Source organism: Metabacillus sediminilitoris (genome assembly GCF_009720625.1).
GTDB lineage: Bacteria > Bacillota > Bacilli > Bacillales > Bacillaceae > Metabacillus > Metabacillus sediminilitoris.
The window spans coordinates 4,224,766-4,242,511 of the sequence record NZ_CP046266.1 but is presented as its reverse complement, the minus strand read 5'-3'; the positions used below and the strand labels follow the sequence as shown (position 1 = coordinate 4,242,511).

Annotated in this window: 18 protein-coding genes and 2 other annotated features; of the genes, 17 read left to right on the top strand and 1 reads right to left on the bottom strand. The window is 36.0% G+C overall.

Annotated elements, in window-relative coordinates:
* Nucleotides 1-15 precede the first annotated feature (15 nt).
* Complete coding sequence (locus tag GMB29_RS20460; protein WP_136351943.1) at nt 16-207, bottom strand: hypothetical protein; 192 nt, start codon at nt 205-207, stop codon at nt 16-18.
* Between the two features lie 241 nt (nt 208-448).
* Nucleotides 449-728 (top strand) — a binding site (T-box leader).
* A gap of 65 nt (nt 729-793) precedes the next feature.
* Between GMB29_RS20460 and GMB29_RS20455 the strand changes: the two genes are divergently transcribed.
* From GMB29_RS20455 to rplU, 17 genes are all read left to right on the top strand, one after another.
* Entirely contained in the window at nt 794-3,445 is a 2,652-nt protein-coding gene (locus GMB29_RS20455) for a valine--tRNA ligase (RefSeq protein WP_136351942.1), read from the top strand.
* Nucleotides 3,446-3,514: 69 nt separating this feature from the next.
* A complete protein-coding gene (locus GMB29_RS20450; protein WP_136351941.1) occupies nt 3,515-4,816 on the top strand; it encodes a bifunctional folylpolyglutamate synthase/dihydrofolate synthase in 1,302 nt (433 codons plus the stop codon).
* Nucleotides 4,817-5,414: 598 nt separating this feature from the next.
* Nucleotides 5,415-5,552, top strand: coding sequence for a hypothetical protein (locus GMB29_RS20445; RefSeq protein WP_155443928.1), 138 nt, complete (start codon nt 5,415-5,417; stop codon nt 5,550-5,552).
* A gap of 5 nt (nt 5,553-5,557) precedes the next feature.
* Nucleotides 5,558-6,319 carry a prepilin peptidase gene (locus GMB29_RS20440; protein ID WP_406600355.1) on the top strand — a complete coding sequence of 254 codons (762 nt, stop codon included), beginning with the start codon at nt 5,558-5,560 and terminating at the stop codon, nt 6,317-6,319.
* A gap of 118 nt (nt 6,320-6,437) precedes the next feature.
* A complete protein-coding gene (locus tag GMB29_RS20435; RefSeq protein ID WP_136351940.1) occupies nt 6,438-6,617 on the top strand; it encodes a hypothetical protein in 180 nt (59 codons plus the stop codon).
* Nucleotides 6,618-6,736: 119 nt separating this feature from the next.
* Nucleotides 6,737-7,783: an SPOR domain-containing protein gene (locus GMB29_RS20430; protein WP_136351939.1), complete on the top strand. Its 1,047-nt coding sequence runs from the start codon at nt 6,737-6,739 to the stop codon at nt 7,781-7,783.
* Nucleotides 7,784-7,967: 184 nt separating this feature from the next.
* Entirely contained in the window at nt 7,968-8,540 is a 573-nt protein-coding gene (locus GMB29_RS20425) for a Maf family protein (protein ID WP_136351938.1), read from the top strand.
* A 145-nt stretch (nt 8,541-8,685) separates the two neighbouring features.
* Nucleotides 8,686-9,375 (top strand): RadC family protein, encoded by a 690-nt coding sequence (gene radC, locus GMB29_RS20420; RefSeq protein WP_136351937.1) that lies wholly within the window; start codon nt 8,686-8,688, stop codon nt 9,373-9,375.
* 247 nt (nt 9,376-9,622) lie between these two features.
* Nucleotides 9,623-10,636 carry a rod shape-determining protein gene (locus GMB29_RS20415; RefSeq protein ID WP_136351936.1) on the top strand — a complete coding sequence of 338 codons (1,014 nt, stop codon included), beginning with the start codon at nt 9,623-9,625 and terminating at the stop codon, nt 10,634-10,636.
* 77 nt (nt 10,637-10,713) lie between these two features.
* Nucleotides 10,714-11,637 carry a rod shape-determining protein MreC gene (gene mreC, locus GMB29_RS20410; RefSeq protein WP_136351935.1) on the top strand — a complete coding sequence of 308 codons (924 nt, stop codon included), beginning with the start codon at nt 10,714-10,716 and terminating at the stop codon, nt 11,635-11,637.
* Entirely contained in the window at nt 11,634-12,152 is a 519-nt protein-coding gene (gene mreD, locus GMB29_RS20405) for a rod shape-determining protein MreD (RefSeq protein ID WP_168733779.1), read from the top strand. The genes mreC and mreD overlap by 4 nt, the downstream gene beginning before the upstream one ends.
* A gap of 102 nt (nt 12,153-12,254) precedes the next feature.
* Nucleotides 12,255-12,938: a septum site-determining protein MinC gene (gene minC / locus GMB29_RS20400; protein ID WP_136351933.1), complete on the top strand. Its 684-nt coding sequence runs from the start codon at nt 12,255-12,257 to the stop codon at nt 12,936-12,938.
* 3 nt (nt 12,939-12,941) lie between these two features.
* A complete protein-coding gene (gene minD / locus GMB29_RS20395; protein WP_136351932.1) occupies nt 12,942-13,745 on the top strand; it encodes a septum site-determining protein MinD in 804 nt (267 codons plus the stop codon).
* Nucleotides 13,746-13,928: 183 nt separating this feature from the next.
* The gene (locus GMB29_RS20390) at nt 13,929-14,720 is read left to right on the top strand and encodes a M23 family metallopeptidase (RefSeq protein WP_136351931.1); all 792 of its coding nucleotides are present in this window, start codon (nt 13,929-13,931) and stop codon (nt 14,718-14,720) included.
* A complete protein-coding gene (locus GMB29_RS20385; protein ID WP_136351930.1) occupies nt 14,713-15,579 on the top strand; it encodes a M50 family metallopeptidase in 867 nt (288 codons plus the stop codon). Before GMB29_RS20390 ends, GMB29_RS20385 begins: the two co-directional genes overlap by 8 nt.
* 113 nt (nt 15,580-15,692) lie before the next feature.
* The gene (locus GMB29_RS20380) at nt 15,693-17,153 is read left to right on the top strand and encodes an Rne/Rng family ribonuclease (protein ID WP_168733778.1); all 1,461 of its coding nucleotides are present in this window, start codon (nt 15,693-15,695) and stop codon (nt 17,151-17,153) included.
* Between the two features lie 181 nt (nt 17,154-17,334).
* Nucleotides 17,335-17,421: a sequence feature (ribosomal protein L21 leader region), on the top strand.
* Nucleotides 17,422-17,433: 12 nt separating this feature from the next.
* Nucleotides 17,434-17,742: a 50S ribosomal protein L21 gene (gene rplU / locus GMB29_RS20375; RefSeq protein ID WP_136351928.1), complete on the top strand. Its 309-nt coding sequence runs from the start codon at nt 17,434-17,436 to the stop codon at nt 17,740-17,742.
* The last annotated feature ends 4 nt before the right edge of the window (nt 17,743-17,746 follow it).

The window sequence follows — 17,746 nt, the reverse complement described above, 5'->3', positions numbered from 1 at the left end:
TGCTTGACGTCATTCTTATATCCAATCGTAACGAAAGGCAGCAGCAAGCACGATCAATAGAGCTAATAAAAGAACATCAAAAGATGTTGGAAAGAAAACTGTTCGAATTCCTTGAAAGATCGTTAATGGAATAATAATTTGAATACCGATCTCCCTAATTTGTCTTGCCCATGGCGGGAGTGTGTAGGGATTAAACCGCCGTTTCATGCACAACTCCTCCTCGTTATATGCCTTTACCTTAAAAAGTAAACCCCTCATGTAAATGACCTTTCAAAGCATATACACCTGAAAAAATCAATCTCTATGTTCATGATGGCGGGAATCTACTTATATCAAAATATGAAGAACAGACTTAAATGGTTCCTGTATAGAAAAAGAGAAAAATGGCGAAGATATTGACGAAAAAATGATTTTTTTAGTAATATAGAATAGGATCAATTACATACAACAATAAACATTGATTGGGAAGAGTACAATTGTTATCTCTTTACAGAGAGAGAAATCATTTTGCTGGAAGGTTTCTTACGCAGATACATTGGAATGTCGCCCATGAGTTGCTTCTTTGAATTGTTAGTAGGAGAAGCCGGTAAAGACCGTTATCATATTGAGAGCATAGACTAATACTATGTATGAGCATCTTATTTGCCCTTGGCTGATCAAAGAGCTTTTACATTTTTGTCTATGAAAAAAGGTGGTACCGCGAAAAATATTCTCCTTTCGTCCTTTTATTGGATGGAAGGAGTTTTTATTTTGTACATAAAAGTTTTGATTACAGTTTTTTTGAGGAGGAAACATGATGGGAAATAATGAACAACAACATGAATTACCAACAAAGTATGATCCACAATCAATTGAAAAAAACCGCTATTCGTTTTGGTTAGAAGGAAAGTACTTCGAGGCAACAGGTGATGAAAAAAAGCAGCCATACACAGTCGTCATTCCACCACCTAATGTTACAGGTAAGCTTCACTTAGGACATGCATGGGATACAACGTTGCAAGACATTGTGACACGTATGAAAAGAATGCAAGGTTTTGATGTATTATGGCTTCCAGGTATGGACCACGCAGGGATCGCAACTCAGGCAAAGGTTGAAGCAAAGCTACGTGAAGAAGGCAAATCACGCTATGACCTTGGCCGTGAAAAATTCGTTGAAGAAACATGGAAATGGAAAGAAGAATATGCAGGCCATATACGTGAACAATGGTCAAAAATCGGTCTTGGCTTAGACTACTCCCGTGAACGTTTTACACTTGATGAAGGCTTGTCAAAGGCTGTGCGTGAAGTATTTGTTACGTTATATAAGAAAGGCCTTATCTACCGTGGAGAATATATTATTAACTGGGATCCACAAACGAAAACAGCCCTTTCTGACATTGAGGTAATTTATAAAGATGTCCAAGGTGCATTCTACCATATGAACTATCCATTAGCAGATGGAACAGGTTCAATCGAAGTAGCAACAACACGTCCTGAAACAATGCTTGGTGATACCGCTGTTGCTGTACATCCAGAGGATGAGCGCTATAAGCATCTTATTGGGAAGAACGTTGTGTTGCCAATTGTTGGCCGTGAAATTCCGATCGTTGGTGATGACTACGTTGATATGGAATTTGGTTCGGGTGCGGTTAAAATTACACCAGCACATGATCCAAATGACTTTGAAGTTGGAAATCGTCATAATTTAGAACGGATTCTTGTCATGAATGAAGATGGCACGATGAATGCAAACGCGGGAATCTATAATGGATTAGACCGATTTGAATGCAGAAAGAAAATTGTGAAGGATCTGCAAGATCAAGGCGTTTTATTCAAAATTGAAGAGCATATGCATTCTGTTGGTCATAGTGAAAGAAGCGGTGCAGTTGTCGAGCCTTATCTTTCAACACAATGGTTTGTTAAAATGCAGCCATTAGCAGACGAAGCGATTAATCTTCAGCAGTCTGAAGGCAAAGTCAACTTTGTTCCTGATCGTTTTGAAAAAACGTATTTACGCTGGATGGAAAACATCCGTGACTGGTGTATCTCTCGTCAGCTTTGGTGGGGACATCGTATTCCTGCTTGGTACCATAAAGAAACTGGGGAAGTTTACGTTAATCAAGAGCCGCCAGCAGATATCGAAAACTGGGATCAAGACCATGATGTTTTAGATACATGGTTTAGTTCAGCTCTTTGGCCGTTCTCGACAATGGGCTGGCCTGATACAGAAGCAGCTGATTTTAAACGTTATTACCCGACAGATGTCCTTGTAACGGGCTATGATATTATTTTCTTCTGGGTATCAAGAATGATTTTCCAAGGACTTGAGTTTACTGGAAAACGCCCGTTTAAGGATGTCCTCATACATGGACTTGTCCGTGATGAACAAGGACGCAAGATGAGCAAATCACTTGGCAATGGTGTTGATCCAATGGATGTTATTGATCAATACGGTGCAGACTCGCTTCGTTACTTCTTATCAACTGGAAGCTCACCTGGACAGGATTTACGCTTCAGCTATGAAAAAGTTGAATCAACTTGGAACTTTGCCAATAAAATTTGGAATGCTTCGCGATTTGCATTAATGAATATGGACGGTTTAACGTATGAAGAAATTGATTTATCAGGTGAAAAATCTGTAGCGGATAAATGGATTTTAACGCGTTTAAATGAAACGATCGACAATGTAACAAAGCTTGCAGATAAATATGAATTTGGCGAAATCGGCCGACTTCTATACAACTTTATCTGGGATGATTTCTGTGATTGGTATATTGAAATGGCCAAGCTTCCGTTATATGGTGAAGATGAGGCAGCGAAAAAGACAACACGCTCAATTCTTGCTTATGTTCTTGATAATACAATGAGATTATTACATCCGTTTATGCCGTTTATTACAGAAGAAATTTGGCAATCACTTCCACATCAAGGTGAGTCAATTACAATAGCGGCTTGGCCAACTGTAAACAATGAGCTTACAGACAATAAAGCCGCAACAGAAATGAAATTGCTTGTTGAAGCCATTCGCGCCGTTCGTAATATTCGGGCAGAAGTAAATACGCCAATGAGTAAACAAATTGATATGCAAATAAAAGCAAAAGACGAGAATGTGCTAGCACAACTTGATAACAATCGTGCTTATATCGAGCGATTCTGTAATACTAGCTCCTTAACGATTAAAACGGATCTTTCATCACCTGAAAAATCCATGACGGCAGTTGTGACTGGTGCTGAAATCTTCTTACCTATCGAAGGCTTAATCAACATTGAGGAAGAAATTAAACGTCTTGAAAAAGAACGTGAAAAGCTTGATAAAGAAGTAGAGAGAGTTCAAAAGAAATTAGGAAATGAGGGCTTCTTAAAGAAGGCTCCTGAAAAGGTAATTGAGGAAGAAAAAGCAAAAGAAAAAGATTACATCGAAAAAAGAGACATTGTTTTAGCTAGAATTAAAGAACTAAAAGGATAAGATAAACTTTACTCGGGTGTGCATTTAAAGCTCACCCGAGTTTTTCAATACTCCTTGGGAGGGAATTTCATGTTTGAGCATTATAATGAAGCGATCGCCTGGATTCATGGCCGCTTGAAATTTGGAGTAAAGCCAGGCTTAAAAAGAATGGAATGGCTTTTAGAAGAATTACAACACCCGGAAAGAAACATACCAACGATTCATGTTGCAGGAACGAATGGGAAAGGCTCAACTGTTTCTTACATGCTGCACATGTTAACTGAAGCCGGCTATAAAGTTGGAACTTTCACTTCTCCATATATTGAAACATTTAATGAACGTATAAGTGTAAATGGTCATCCGATATCTGATCAAGAGATGCTAGAGTTAGTAAATGAAGTAAAGCCGTTAGTAGAAAAAATTGAGAGAACGGAGTTAGGCGGTCCAACTGAATTTGAAATTATCACCACAATGATGTTCCTCTATTTTGGAAAATATAACAAACCAGACTTTTTACTGCTTGAAACAGGATTAGGGGGAAGACTGGATTCTACGAATATTATCAAGCCAATTGTATCGATTATTACGAATGTTGGATATGATCATATGAATATTCTTGGTTCAACAATTACGGAGATTGCCGCTGAAAAGGCTGGGATTATTAAAGATCAAGTGCCGGTATTAACTGGGGTACAAGATCGAGAGGCATTAACCGTTATTCGGAACGCGGCAGATGAAAGAAGAGCACCACTATATGTATTAGATGAGGAATTAATGATTCTTGAAAGCACCTTAATAGATGGTAAGGAAGTATTCTCATTGGATACACCTTTTCAGCATCACGATCACCTATTGTTATCGATGAAAGGTGAACATCAAATTAAGAATGCTGCATTAGCAGTTGGAGCTATCGATTATTTAAAACAAATGAATAAAATAAAAATTAGCGAAATTCAAATATGTCACGGTCTTGATAAGACAAGTTGGAAAGGTAGATTTGAAAAAGTAAGCAGTAATCCTGAAGTTATTATTGACGGCGCTCATAATAAACAAGGGATTGAAAGTCTATTGGATACATTAAAAAGACATTATCCGAATAAAAATATTCACTTTCTATTTAGTGCATTAAAAGATAAAGATTACATTGAGATGATCGAACAATTGTCTAGTATTGCAACCTCAATTCATTTCACAACCTTCGACTTTCCAAGAGCGGCTTCAGCTAATGAACTATTTTCTGTGTGTAACTTACAAGAAAAATCTTACTCAGAGGATTGGCGGGACATCTTAAAAAAGCTTGTTGAAGATTTTAAAGACAGTAAGGAAGACTTACTTGTTGTAACAGGGTCATTGTATTTTATCTCAAGTATACGAGAAAGGTTCGTTAGATAATGTCATTACTTTTACGAAAAAAAGTTGATGGAATGAATTCCTACAACTTTTTTCTCGTTCAATTATTTTTCTTTATTAGTATCAGCTTTAAATATTGTCTCTATTGAAGGAGGAACATCTTTTTCATCTGGGAAAAAGGGGACATTACTTTGACAATTGTAAGTTACTCTCGTACCCCCATTACCATAAAATGAATAGGCGATGATTGAACGATAACAGTGCTGCCATTATTAATTGTACTGCTGGATTTCATGATTAAATTACCAGTTACATAGTTCATTCGTTTACCTGAATAAAGTATTTTTATATGTACATTTTAGATGTTGAGATTATCAACGACAATTTTAATACCATTATTTTGATTTCAGGAAAATACATATTTTTATTGAGTTGCAAAGGATCATTATTTGTTAAATAATGATCAATTACATAATACAAGTAATTTTATCAATTATGATTTCTATGTTCGACAATTTAAATCAAATTGGGTAATGATTTACAAAAACGTAACATATAAATGGTAGAATAGTCATGCTATAATAACATTGGTTTAGGACTATGACATTATAAAACTAGGGGAGAAGGAGATCGATTTTATATGTTGAAAAATCAACGTGGATTAACGCTGCTTGAGTTGCTAGCTGGTTTAAATGAACATGCTGCAGTACAACTAGTTAATACAACACAAGGTGCTACTTCTGTTACAGAGAAAAAATTAATAGAATATATTAAATAATGATGATGTTAATTATTTTATTATGTTTTTACGGCCTGCTCCTAGGATCTTTTTACAACGTAGTCGGTCTTCGAATCCCAAAAAATAAATCAATTGTCACACCTTGGTCTGCATGTTTGAGTTGTAACCATACATTAACAGCAGTTGAGCTAATTCCTGTTGTTTCTTTTCTATTACTAAGAGGAAAATGCCGCCATTGCGGGGCAAAGATCTCACCTTTGTATCCGTTTGTTGAGTTAATGACAGCGATCTTATTTATGATTTCTCCCATACTTGTTGGCTGGAATGTTGAATTGCTGATATCTTTGACATTAGTGTCATTATTTATGATAATCTTTGTATCTGATATTACTTATATGCTTATACCTGATCGAATCTTACTGTTCTTTTTTGGACTCTTCCTAATAGAGCGGATCATCTATCCTTTAGATCCATGGTACGATTCTATTATTGGTGGACTAGTTGTTTTTATCCTACTATTACTTATTGCCTATGTGAGCAAAGGTGGAATGGGTGGCGGAGATATTAAGCTATTTGGAGTTCTTGGCTTTGCGCTAGGGCTGAAGATTGTCCTTCTTGCTTTCTTTTTATCTACTCTTATTGGAACACTATTTGGGATGATAAGCATATTACTAGGCAAGCATAAAAAGCGAGAACCTATTCCATTTGGCCCATCTATTATGTTTGGAACTTTACTAGCTTATTATTTTGGGGATCAGCTCATTTTACTTTATCTTTCTTTCATTGGTTTTACTGCTGGAGGTTAGTATCATGCTTTTCTCATTTAATCGTAAAATTGAAGAAAGGATAATTCCTTAAGAAGGATGGCATCATTATTGATACGATTGAATAGCAAACAAACTTTCATTTACTGGTCCTCCTGAAATGACTCAAATAAATCAAGTAATTGAAACAATTGATTATCAAGTCCAGCTTTCTGCTTACTATTTTCCGACATTAACCGACTTAGAGGATGATTCTCCGACTATTGATACACCGCCTTCAAGTAAAAAACATAACCCGCTATTTCCTTTTATTAAAGAGGAGAATGACGAACAATCTTAGTATTTGACGAAAATTTTCAAGGACAAGACGACAAATGTCTTGTTCTTTTTCTATTCCTTTCTGATAGCATGGTAAGCAAAATGAGCGTACGTGTTTAAGCAGAGAAGGGTGGTAGGCACATGGACAAGCAAACGACAGACACGTTAAAAATAAAAATTAATGGCTTAGAACGCCCATTGACAAAAGAGAATGAGAACACTGAGGAAATTCCAATTACATCTTGGGATGAAAAGCTTAAAGCTGAAACTGAAGTGGCATCTGCTAAACAGCCAATAGAAAAAGAGGACGAATTTCCATGGCTGTTACCAGATGAAGAGGAGGAAATTTATTTAGAAGATCCGAAAGTAATCACACCGTCGAAGAAAAAGAAACAACTATCGAATCAAACGATTACTCCGTATCACTATCCGACTAAAAGCAATCGCAAGAAGTATGATGTAGCATTTCCTGTAAAAAGAATTATGACAATTCTATTGTTAGCGATTGGTGTTGGGATCATGTTCGGGTATATTGCGTTGAATTTTTTGTCAAATGACGATATGCCAACAGCAAGTACACCTAGTGAAGTGATCAATGAAAATCAAGCAAACATAGAAAATTCAGAAGGTGTTAATGATGAAAAGGAAACAGGTACAAATGCAGGAGTGAGCACGTCGTCTACAGCGACACTCCAATTATATGCTGTTCAAGGTGGAATTTTTTCCACAAAAGCGGGAGCTGAGACAGTCGCTTCTGATATAAAAGCAAAAGGATTTGCTTCAGCCGTGATGGAAATAGATGGTTCTTTCACTGTGTTTGCGGGCTTGGGCAAAGAGAAAGCTCAAACCAGTGCACTTAATGAACAATATAAACAAAAGGATTTCGCTGATTTTTGGGGAGGTAAACAACTTTCATCTCCCATTTCTACTAGCAGCTCTGCAGCACAATGGGCAAGTTCTATTCAAGAATTATCATCGTTATCCTCGTTAATAGCAAATGGAAATAGTGTTAGTGATGATGAGATAACCAAAGCAGAAAGTGCAATAAAAGAAATAAAAACAAGTGATGAAACGGAAAAGAAACTACTTGAAAAATTATTACTAGCTGCAGACAATGTAAAAAATAATCAAGGTTGGGAAGCGCAGCAAAAGTTGTTAGACGTAATGAGTGGAATAAGTAGTAAGTAAGAGACAGATTGCGGTCATTTTTCTCCATACTTTTTCAAAAAAGCGGGGAAAGATAATACGTATATCGGTCTTTTTTTTATTTATTCAGCTAAAAATGATTTTTAGTAAATTGTCCAATTTGCAATCGTTTGATACGATAAAGAGGTATCTTCTAATCTGAAACAAAGAAAGGATGGCTTTCATCATGAATTCACACCTCATATTAGCTTCAGCTTCTCCCCGCAGAAAAGAACTTTTGGAACTGCTTCAAATTCCTTTTGAGGTAATTGTGAGTGCAATCGAAGAACACGTTGATGACCAGCTTCACCCAGCAGATATGGTTCAATCGTTAGCCTATCAAAAAGCGGAAAGTGTAGCGAAATCAAATCAAGGTTCATATGTAATTGGTTCAGATACATTAGTTGTCTTTAAAGGTCGTATGTTAGGAAAGCCTAAAGATGAAAATGAAGCAATGCAAATGCTCCAAATGTTATCTAACCAAACACATGAAGTGTACACGGGTGTATCGATTATTCATGGAGAACATATTCGTACCTTTTATGAAATGACGAGTGTAACGTTTTTTCCTCTCTCAGAAAAGGAAATCAAAGATTATATCGCGACAGGTGAACCGCTGGACAAAGCCGGATCTTATGGGATTCAAGGGTACGGTTCTTTATTTGTTAAAAAAATTCATGGCGATTACTATGCGGTTGTAGGGCTTCCGGTAGCAAAAACAAATCGAGAGTTGTTAATGATGGGGTTTAAACGCTCGTAAAAATGGTAAATTCAAAAAGGTGCAAATTAATTGTTTTCAGTAGACAGTGCCGTTTTCAGTGGATAAAACGGCAAAGAAAGTTCATGATATAAATACACGTAAACAAAATGACAAACTGAGCAGAAAGGGAAGCGGAGGAGGATTTATGGATCTAACAACGTTTAAAATCCGCGATTTCCCAGAAGATGAGCGTCCGAGAGAACGCTTATTAAATGAAGGTCCTGATAAATTATCAAATCAAGAGCTTTTAGCAATATTGTTAAGAACAGGGACGAAAAAAGTATCGGTTTTAGAGCTCTCTCAAAAATTGTTAAAACATTTTGAAGGATTAAGAATGTTAAAGAGTGCATCTGTAGAGGAGATAACTACGATCTCAGGAATAGGAAAAGCAAAGGCCGTACAAATTTTAGCGGCACTTGAGCTGGGCAGAAGGATAAATCGCCTAACATATGATGATCGTTATGTTATTCGCTCTCCACAGGATGGAGCAAACTATGTAATGGAGGAAATGCGCTTTTTAAGTCAGGAACATTTTGTTTGCTTATATTTAAACACAAAAAATCAAGTGCTGCATAAACAAACAGTGTTCATAGGTAGTCTAAATGCCTCAATTGTTCACCCTCGCGAAGTTTTTAAAGAAGCATTTAAACGCTCTGCGGCATCTCTCATTTGTATCCATAATCACCCTTCAGGTGACCCAACACCAAGCAGAGAGGACATTGAAGTAACGAAACGACTTATTGAATGTGGTAAGGTATTAGGAATAGAACTTTTGGATCATCTCATTATTGGTGAACAAAAATTTGTGAGCTTAAAAGAAAAAGGCTACGTGTAATACTTTTTTTTTTGTGTAATTACGATATAATATGGTTTATGGGTTTTTTTAGTTTTATAAAAACTCTGTAGTATTAAGGAAAGATGAAGAAGCGAGTTTCGGATAACTAACCTCATTGATGCACAATCAAGATCAGTTCATAACTGAAAGTAGTCTAATCCTCAAAAAAAAGAAAGTTGTATTCTGTCAATTTTCCTAAAATAGTTAAAAAATCATATAATTTGTTTCAGAAAGGAAGATACACCTAATGTTCGGTATTGGTACAAGAGACCTTGGAATAGATTTAGGTACTGCAAACACACTCGTATTTGTTAAAGGAAAAGGAATCGTTGTCGGAGAACCATCTGTTGTTGCAATGCAAACAGATACAAAACAAATCGTTGCTGTTGGCAATGATGCAAAAAACATGATTGGTCGTACACCAGGAAATGTTGTTGCACTTCGTCCGATGAAGGATGGAGTTATTGCTGATTATGAAACAACTGCCACTATGATGAAGTACTATATTAATCAAGCAACAAAAACAAATGGCGTATTTTCACGAAAGCCTAATGTCATGGTATGTGTTCCTTCAGGTATTACAGCTGTTGAGGAACGCGCTGTTATTGATGCAACTAGACAGGCTGGTGCAAAAGAGGCTTATACAATCGAAGAGCCATTTGCAGCAGCAATTGGTGCTAATTTGCCTGTTTGGGAACCAACAGGAAGCATGGTTGTTGATATCGGTGGTGGAACAACTGAAGTTGCGATTATCTCGCTAGGCGGTATTGTAACAAGTCAATCAATCCGTGTTGCAGGTGACGAAATGGATGAGGCGATTATTACATATATTAGAAAGACGTATAATTTAATGATCGGTGATCGTACTGCTGAAGCTATTAAGGTAGAAATTGGTTCAGCGGGTTTTCCAGAGGGTGTCGAAAATATGGAGATTAGAGGACGTGACCTTTTAACAGGTCTACCAAAAACGATCGAAATTACAGCAGCAGAAATTGCTGAGGCATTAAAAGATACAGTATACACAATTGTTGACACTGTTAAAAATACGTTAGAAAAAACACCGCCAGAGCTTGCTGCAGATATTATGGATCGCGGGATCGTTTTAACAGGCGGTGGTGCTTTGCTGCGTAACTTGGATAAAGTTATTGGGGAAGAAACAAATATGCCGGTGTTAATTGCTGAAGATCCCCTAGATTGTGTAGCAATTGGAACAGGTAAAGCACTAGAGCATATTCATTTATTTAAGAATAAAGCAAGATAATCGATCGTTGATTATAGTCTTTGGTGAAAATCAAAGGCGGGGATTGAAACGGAAATATTAGTTAAGAGGTGTTCATCATGCCACAGTTTTTCCTAAATAAACGCCTTATCTTGTTGCTAGTTAGTATCATTCTTTTAGTGGCATTGATTGGTTTTTCCTTAAAGGAAGATCGTAAATTAACTTGGCCTGAGCAATTTCTGCAGGATTCTGTAGGAGTTTTTCAAACGATATTTCATAAACCGGCACAATATGTTTCAGGTTTTTTTGAGAATGTAAATGATCTAAGAAAAACATATGAAGAGAATGAGTTACTAAAAAGTAGACTTGATGAATATATGCAGCTTGAAGCAGATCTTCAAGAGTATAAAGTAGAAAATGATCAATTAAAAGCCGAGTTGGGTAAGGTTGCTGATTTAAGAGTGTATGATCCTATATATTCAGCAGTAATAGGTCGTAATCCCGATAGATGGTATGATTATCTTTCAATTGATAAAGGTGCACAAGATGGTGTAGAACATGACATGGCTGTCGTGACGGCTCAAGGACTTGTTGGAAAGGTGAAAACTGTATCACAATTCACATCAACCGTACAATTATTAAGTGCAACTGATATTGAAAATCGTATTTCAGCAGAAGTTTTACCAGCTGAAAATAATGAGAAAGATGAAGATACAAAGACAACTGGTGAAAAGGTTACTGGGTTAATTGAGGGATATGACGAGGAGAAAGGTGCGCTCATGCTTCGCCGAATAGAGTCGGACGTTACACTCGTAGAAGGTCAAAAAGTTATTACCGCAGGAACTGGCGGAGTTTTCCCTGGTGGAATCCTCATTGGTGAAATCATAGAAATAGAACCTGATTCATATGGTTTAGAGCAAATGGCCTATGTTAAACCTTCTGCTAACTTTTATGATATCGACCGAGTTTGGGTAGCAGATCGTGCGGCTAAATATGAGGATCCTGTATCAGTGATTAACGAGGAAGAGGAGGAAGAATCGTGAGACGTTTCATTCTCCCTTTTCTTGTCCTGTTTATATTTATCAGTGAAAGTATTTTCGTTGATCTTGTCCATCTGCCATTTGCGTCAGAAAATCAATTATATATCCCCAGGTTCGTTTTAATCATCGTTATCTTTATAACAGTATTTATGAACCGAACACAAGGAATGTTATTTGGGGTTGTGTTTGGATTATTACATGATATTGTCTATATTGAAGTGATCGGGATTTATCTATTAGTATATGCGTTTCTAGCTTATTTGATTTCAAAAGCAATGAAGGTTTTACATAATAATGTCTTTATGACGCTGTTTTTAACGATTTTAGCGATTACTTTGCTTGAATATTATGTATATGGAATAAATTATTTAATTGGAACAACAAAGATGCCTTTATATCATTTTACAACATTAAGACTGCTGCCAACCCTTGCCTTAAATTCTATTTTTGCAATTCTATTCATTTATCCTGTGAAAAGATTTTTAGAGAAAATAAAAGTGGAAGAATTAGATAGTTAATTTGACATAATAAAAGATGCAATAAAAAGCTTATTTTATTCTTAAATAAAAAAGGGATTTTGAGCATTTCTGTCGAATAGTAAAGTCGTTGAGGTGAACGTTATGAAAGTTCAAAAACAACAATTTGTTACGATAAAAGGCACAAAAGATGGCTTAACGTTACATCTCGATGATTCATGTTCATTTGATCAATTGCTTCATGAACTCGAGGAAATGCTGTCTTTAAAACAATATGTTCATGGGTCAGGCCCAGTTATTGGTGTTAATGTGAAAGTTGGAAACCGTTTCGTAAATAAGAATCAAAGAGAAAAACTAGAATCGGCGATAAAACAAAAACGTAATCTCATTGTTGAAACAATTGAAAGCAATGTAATGACAAAGGATGAAGCGCTAAGACTTAAAAGAGAAACAGAAGTTGTATCGGTTGCTAAAATCGTACGCTCTGGTCAAGTGTTACAAGTCAAAGGCGATTTACTCCTTATTGGTGATGTAAATCCAGGAGGTACTGTTATTGCTGGAGGTAATATATTTATTCTAGGTGCATTAAAAGGGATCGCACATGCTGGTATAGATGGAAATAAACAAGCCGTTATAGCAGCCTCGTTATTGAAACCAGCACAACTTCGAATAAGTGAAATCATAAACAGAGCACCTGATTTCATACAAACAGAAGGCAGCGATATGGAATGTGCATTTTTAAATGAAAATGATGAAATGATGATTGAGCGATTACAGCAACTTACTCATTTACGACCTAATTTAACAAGGTTTGAAGGGGGAATCTAACTTATGGGTGAAGCGATTGTCGTTACCTCAGGAAAAGGTGGAGTTGGTAAAACAACGACATCAGCAAATTTAGGGACAGCTTTAGCTATTCTAGGCAAACGTGTTTGCTTAGTTGATACAGACATCGGTCTTCGAAACCTAGATGTTGTAATGGGATTAGAAAATCGGATTATTTATGATCTTGTTGACGTTGTAGAAGGACGTTGTAAAATTCATCAAGCGCTTGTCAAAGATAAACGATTTGAGGATTTATTATATTTGCTGCCTGCTGCTCAAACAAGTGATAAAACGGCAGTAAAGCCTGAGCAAATGAAAAAGCTCATTGATGAATTAAAACAAGATTATGATTATATTGTAATTGATTGTCCTGCAGGTATTGAACAAGGCTATAAAAATGCTGTGGCAGGTGCTGATAAAGCGCTAGTTGTTACAACTCCTGAAATTTCAGCAGTACGAGATGCAGACCGCATCATCGGTTTGCTAGAGAAGGAAGAAATTGAGCCGCCGAAATTAATTATTAATCGAATTCGCAATCATCTTGTTAAAAATGGGGACATGCTTGACGTTGATGAAATTGTCACACATCTTTCCATCGATTTAATAGGAATTGTAGCGGACGATGACGATGTCATTAAAGCATCAAACAATGGTGAGCCAATTGCCATGAATCCAGATAATCGTGCAGCAATTGCTTATCGAAATATTGCCCGCCGTATTCTAGGTGAATCTGTTCCATTGCAATCATTAGATGAGCAGAACAAGGGTGTTTTATCTAAATTAAAAAAATTCTTTGGTGTTCGAGTTTAAAAACCATCATAATAGATTTATAGAATAAGAAAGATTAGTGAATGGAACATCACTAATCTTTTTTTGTTTTATTTTTCATTCATTAAGATATAGAAACTTCTACCTGATCTGCAATAAAATTTGATCATATCCTCTCCGGACAAGGCATAAACTTGTACAAATTGACTAAAAGGATTGATGGGGATGAGTCATCGCGCGGATGAAGTGAGAAAACGAATTGCAAAAAGAAAACGTGACAGAGGGTTGCCGAATGAAAATGAATTGTCTAAGCAAACATCATTATTTATGAATGATGAAGAAAAATTTGGCGTTTATTCCCCTCCAACGTATGAAGCTGGTCCTGGTAATGGTAATGGTAATGGTGGACACCCGCTTTTTAGTACAGAAGTATTTATTTTTAAATTACTATTATCAGCAGTTATCGTTTTAGTTACTGCAATTGCCTTTAAAAATGGTTCGCCTTTATTTAAAGAAGTAAGATCTGCTATTTCATATACCTTTGAAGAGGAGTTTCAATTTGCAGCAGTTTCAACATGGTATCGCGATAAGTTTGGTGAGCCACTTGCATTGTTTGAACCTAAAAATGAACAAAGTAGTGAATCGGGAAGTGAGACACAATCTGCACAGCTATCTGTTCCAGCCTCAGGCAAAGTACTCGAATCATTTGAGGATAATGGTCAAGGAATAATGGTTGAAACTGATTTACCATCTGTGGAAGCGATGAATGAAGGAATTATTATTGAAGCCGGAGAAAAAGCTGATACTGGTCTTACCATTGTTCTGCAGCATGCTGATGGGACAAAATCATGGTATGGGAATTTAGATAAGGTCGATGTTGCCCTCTATGATTTTGTTGAAAAAGGAAAAGAGTTAGGGAAAATCAAACTAAGCGAAAATCAGAAGGGTACTTATTATTTTGCCATTAAAAAGGGTGATGATTTTATCGACCCAAATCAGGTGATACAATTTGAATAATTACTTATCACTTTTACAAAAAATCCATATCCATCCATTATTATGGGTCATGATAGGAATTAGCGTGCTGACAGCGAACTTTAAGACGTTATTTTTGTTGATGCTGATCGTATTTATACATGAAATGGGCCATGCAATAAGTGCTCATTTTTTTTCTTGGAGAATTAAAACAGTCATGCTTCTTCCTTTTGGAGGTGTGGCTGAGGTTGACGAACATGGAAATCGATCATTGAAACAAGAATTCATTGTAGTGTTATCAGGTCCCATTCAGCATTTATGGCTTCAAGGTACAGCACATTTACTTTTTGTAACAAATGTCGTTAATGTTGATGATTATCACTTGTTTACGTTCTACAATGTATCCATTTTACTATTCAATTTACTGCCTGTTTGGCCTTTGGATGGTGGTAAGTTATTATTTATCCTTTTCTCAAATTATTTGCCATTTAAAAAAGCACATTTCTATATGATTGTGTCATCTATATGTTTCTTATTCCTTTATGTACTAGTGATTTTAATTTTTTCGTCAAATTTTCTTAACATGTGGATTATAACAACATTTCTTATTTATAGCTTATATCATGAATACAAGAATAGAATGTATGGCACTTTACGATTTTTAATGGAGCGTTACTATGGTAAGCAAGATACGATAAATCAGTTAAAACCAATTGTTGTTGATGAATCTGAGCTTATTTATCATGTACTGCTTCAATTTCAAAGAGGCTGTAAGCATTTAATCGTGATTGAACGAAACGGTACAAAAATATCAGAAATGGATGAAAATGAACTGCTTCATGCGTTTTTTGCCAACAAGCTTACTGATTCAAAAATCGGTGACTTAGTATATGCTTATTAAAGTACACATTCATCAATTTAATGGTTTATTTCTTCTGTGGTATAGTAATCAAAGGGAAAATGAAAAACGTGTAAAAATGGATCCCTTTTTGCCATAGAAAGAAGGTAAATGTAGTGAGAAAGCTGATCATAAATGAAAAAACGAAAGAAATTCGCTGTGCGGTTACTGAACAAAACCAACTTACTGAAATTCATCAAACATATTCATTTGAGAATGAAATAGTTGGGAATATCTATATTGGTCGTGTAACAAAGGTTCTACCTGGCATGCAGGCTGCTTTTGTTGATTTAGGATTAAAGCACAATGGCTATTTACATCGCAATGATTTAATCACATTTCAACAAAAAGGAAATACAAGCTCACAGACATCCATATCACAATACGTACGTGAAGGTGAGCAGCTTCTTGTTCAGGTAGTGAAAGAGGGATCTGACCAAAAGGGCCCGAAGCTCACGACCAATATCGAATTTAGTGGAAAGCTATTGGTTTACATGCCGTATGGTGATTATGTCGCTGTTTCTAAAAAGGTATCAAATGAAAACGAGAGAAATAGATTATTATATATTGCACAAGAGCTCTGCGAAGGAAATGAGGGGCTTCTTTTTCGTACTGAATGCTATGAAAAATCAGCAGAAGAAATAAAGAGTGAATATATCAATCTAAAGAAACAGTTTCAGGACTTGCAAAAATCGACTCACAAAAAACCAATATGTGTATTTGAAGCAAGAACTTTTGTTGATCGAATAGTAAATGAACTTGCCATTCAAACGGATGATACAATAATAAGTGATCAAATAGAGAGTGTTAAAAAATTAAAGAAGCAATTTCCAAGCTCAACGGTTCTTTACCATGATAAGAAAGAATCAATTTTTTCCGCTTACAAAATTGATCAAGAAATTGACAAGCTTTTAAAACAGATTGTTTGGTTGAAAAATGGCGCCTATATTATTATCGAACGAACAGAGGCAATGACGATTATTGACGTTAATACTGGAAAATTTTCCGGGAAATTATCGATGCGTGACACCGTTCTAAAAACGAATCAATTAGCAGCGATCGAGATAGCAAAACAAATCCGCCTAAGAAATATAAGCGGGATCATCTTAATTGATTTTATTGATATGAAGCATAAGGAAGACAAGTCTTCAATTGTTGAAACTGTTAAACATGAGATGAAGAAGGATCGAATCCAGCATAAAGTACTTGGTTTTACTGAACTAAATATTTTACAAATAACGCGTAAGAAGGTTCGCAGACCGTTAGAGGAAAGTTTAACTGATCACTGTCCAACATGTAATGGAACAGGACGAATTCCATCTTTAGAGGCGGTTGCATATAAGTTAGAAAGAGAGCTCTGGGAGCATCAATTTATGGATGAAGAGGCAATTTGGGTTGAAGCAACAACAGATGTTATTAGGTTAATAAAAGGTGAAAATGAGGAACATTTAAAACAGCTTGAAGAAGCTTTAAAATATAAAGTGATCTGTACGACAATATCTAGTATAATACCCACATATCAAATAAAGCAGATAGGTGATTTAGCTTCTATTAGGGATAGAATAAAGGAGATTTAAAAGTCCAATAATCGCCTACATCTAATAACAATCCAAAAGGATGAGGTAAGCCAGTTTGTCCCAGAGCAGTATAAGCCACAGCATGTGGTTTTTTTTAATACTCTCTCTAAGTTAACATAAAAATATGTTGCATATTTTAAAGGTTTTTGATATTATGGTTAATGTTATGATTTGTAGCGCACCCGTGCTACAACCGCTCAAAATTAGGTAAAAGTAATGTTAGTACATATGCTGCATTCACCTGATTATGGCGAGTCTGAGTTTATAGGAGGTGCAAGGAATGTACGCAATTATTGAAACTGGTGGAAAGCAAATTAAAGTTGAAGAAGGTCAAGTTATCTATATTGAGAAGCTTGGTACTGAACAAGGTGAAACTGTTACGTTTGACAAAGTTTTATTTGTAGGTGGAGACAACGTTAAAGTTGGTAGCCCAACTGTTGACGGAGCGACTGTAACTGGTAAAGTTGAAAAACACGGTCGTCAAAAGAAAATCACTGTCTTCAAATATAAAGCTAAGAAAAACTACCGCAAAAAACAAGGTCACCGTCAGCCATACACTAAAGTTGTGATTGACACAATCAACGCGTAAGGCT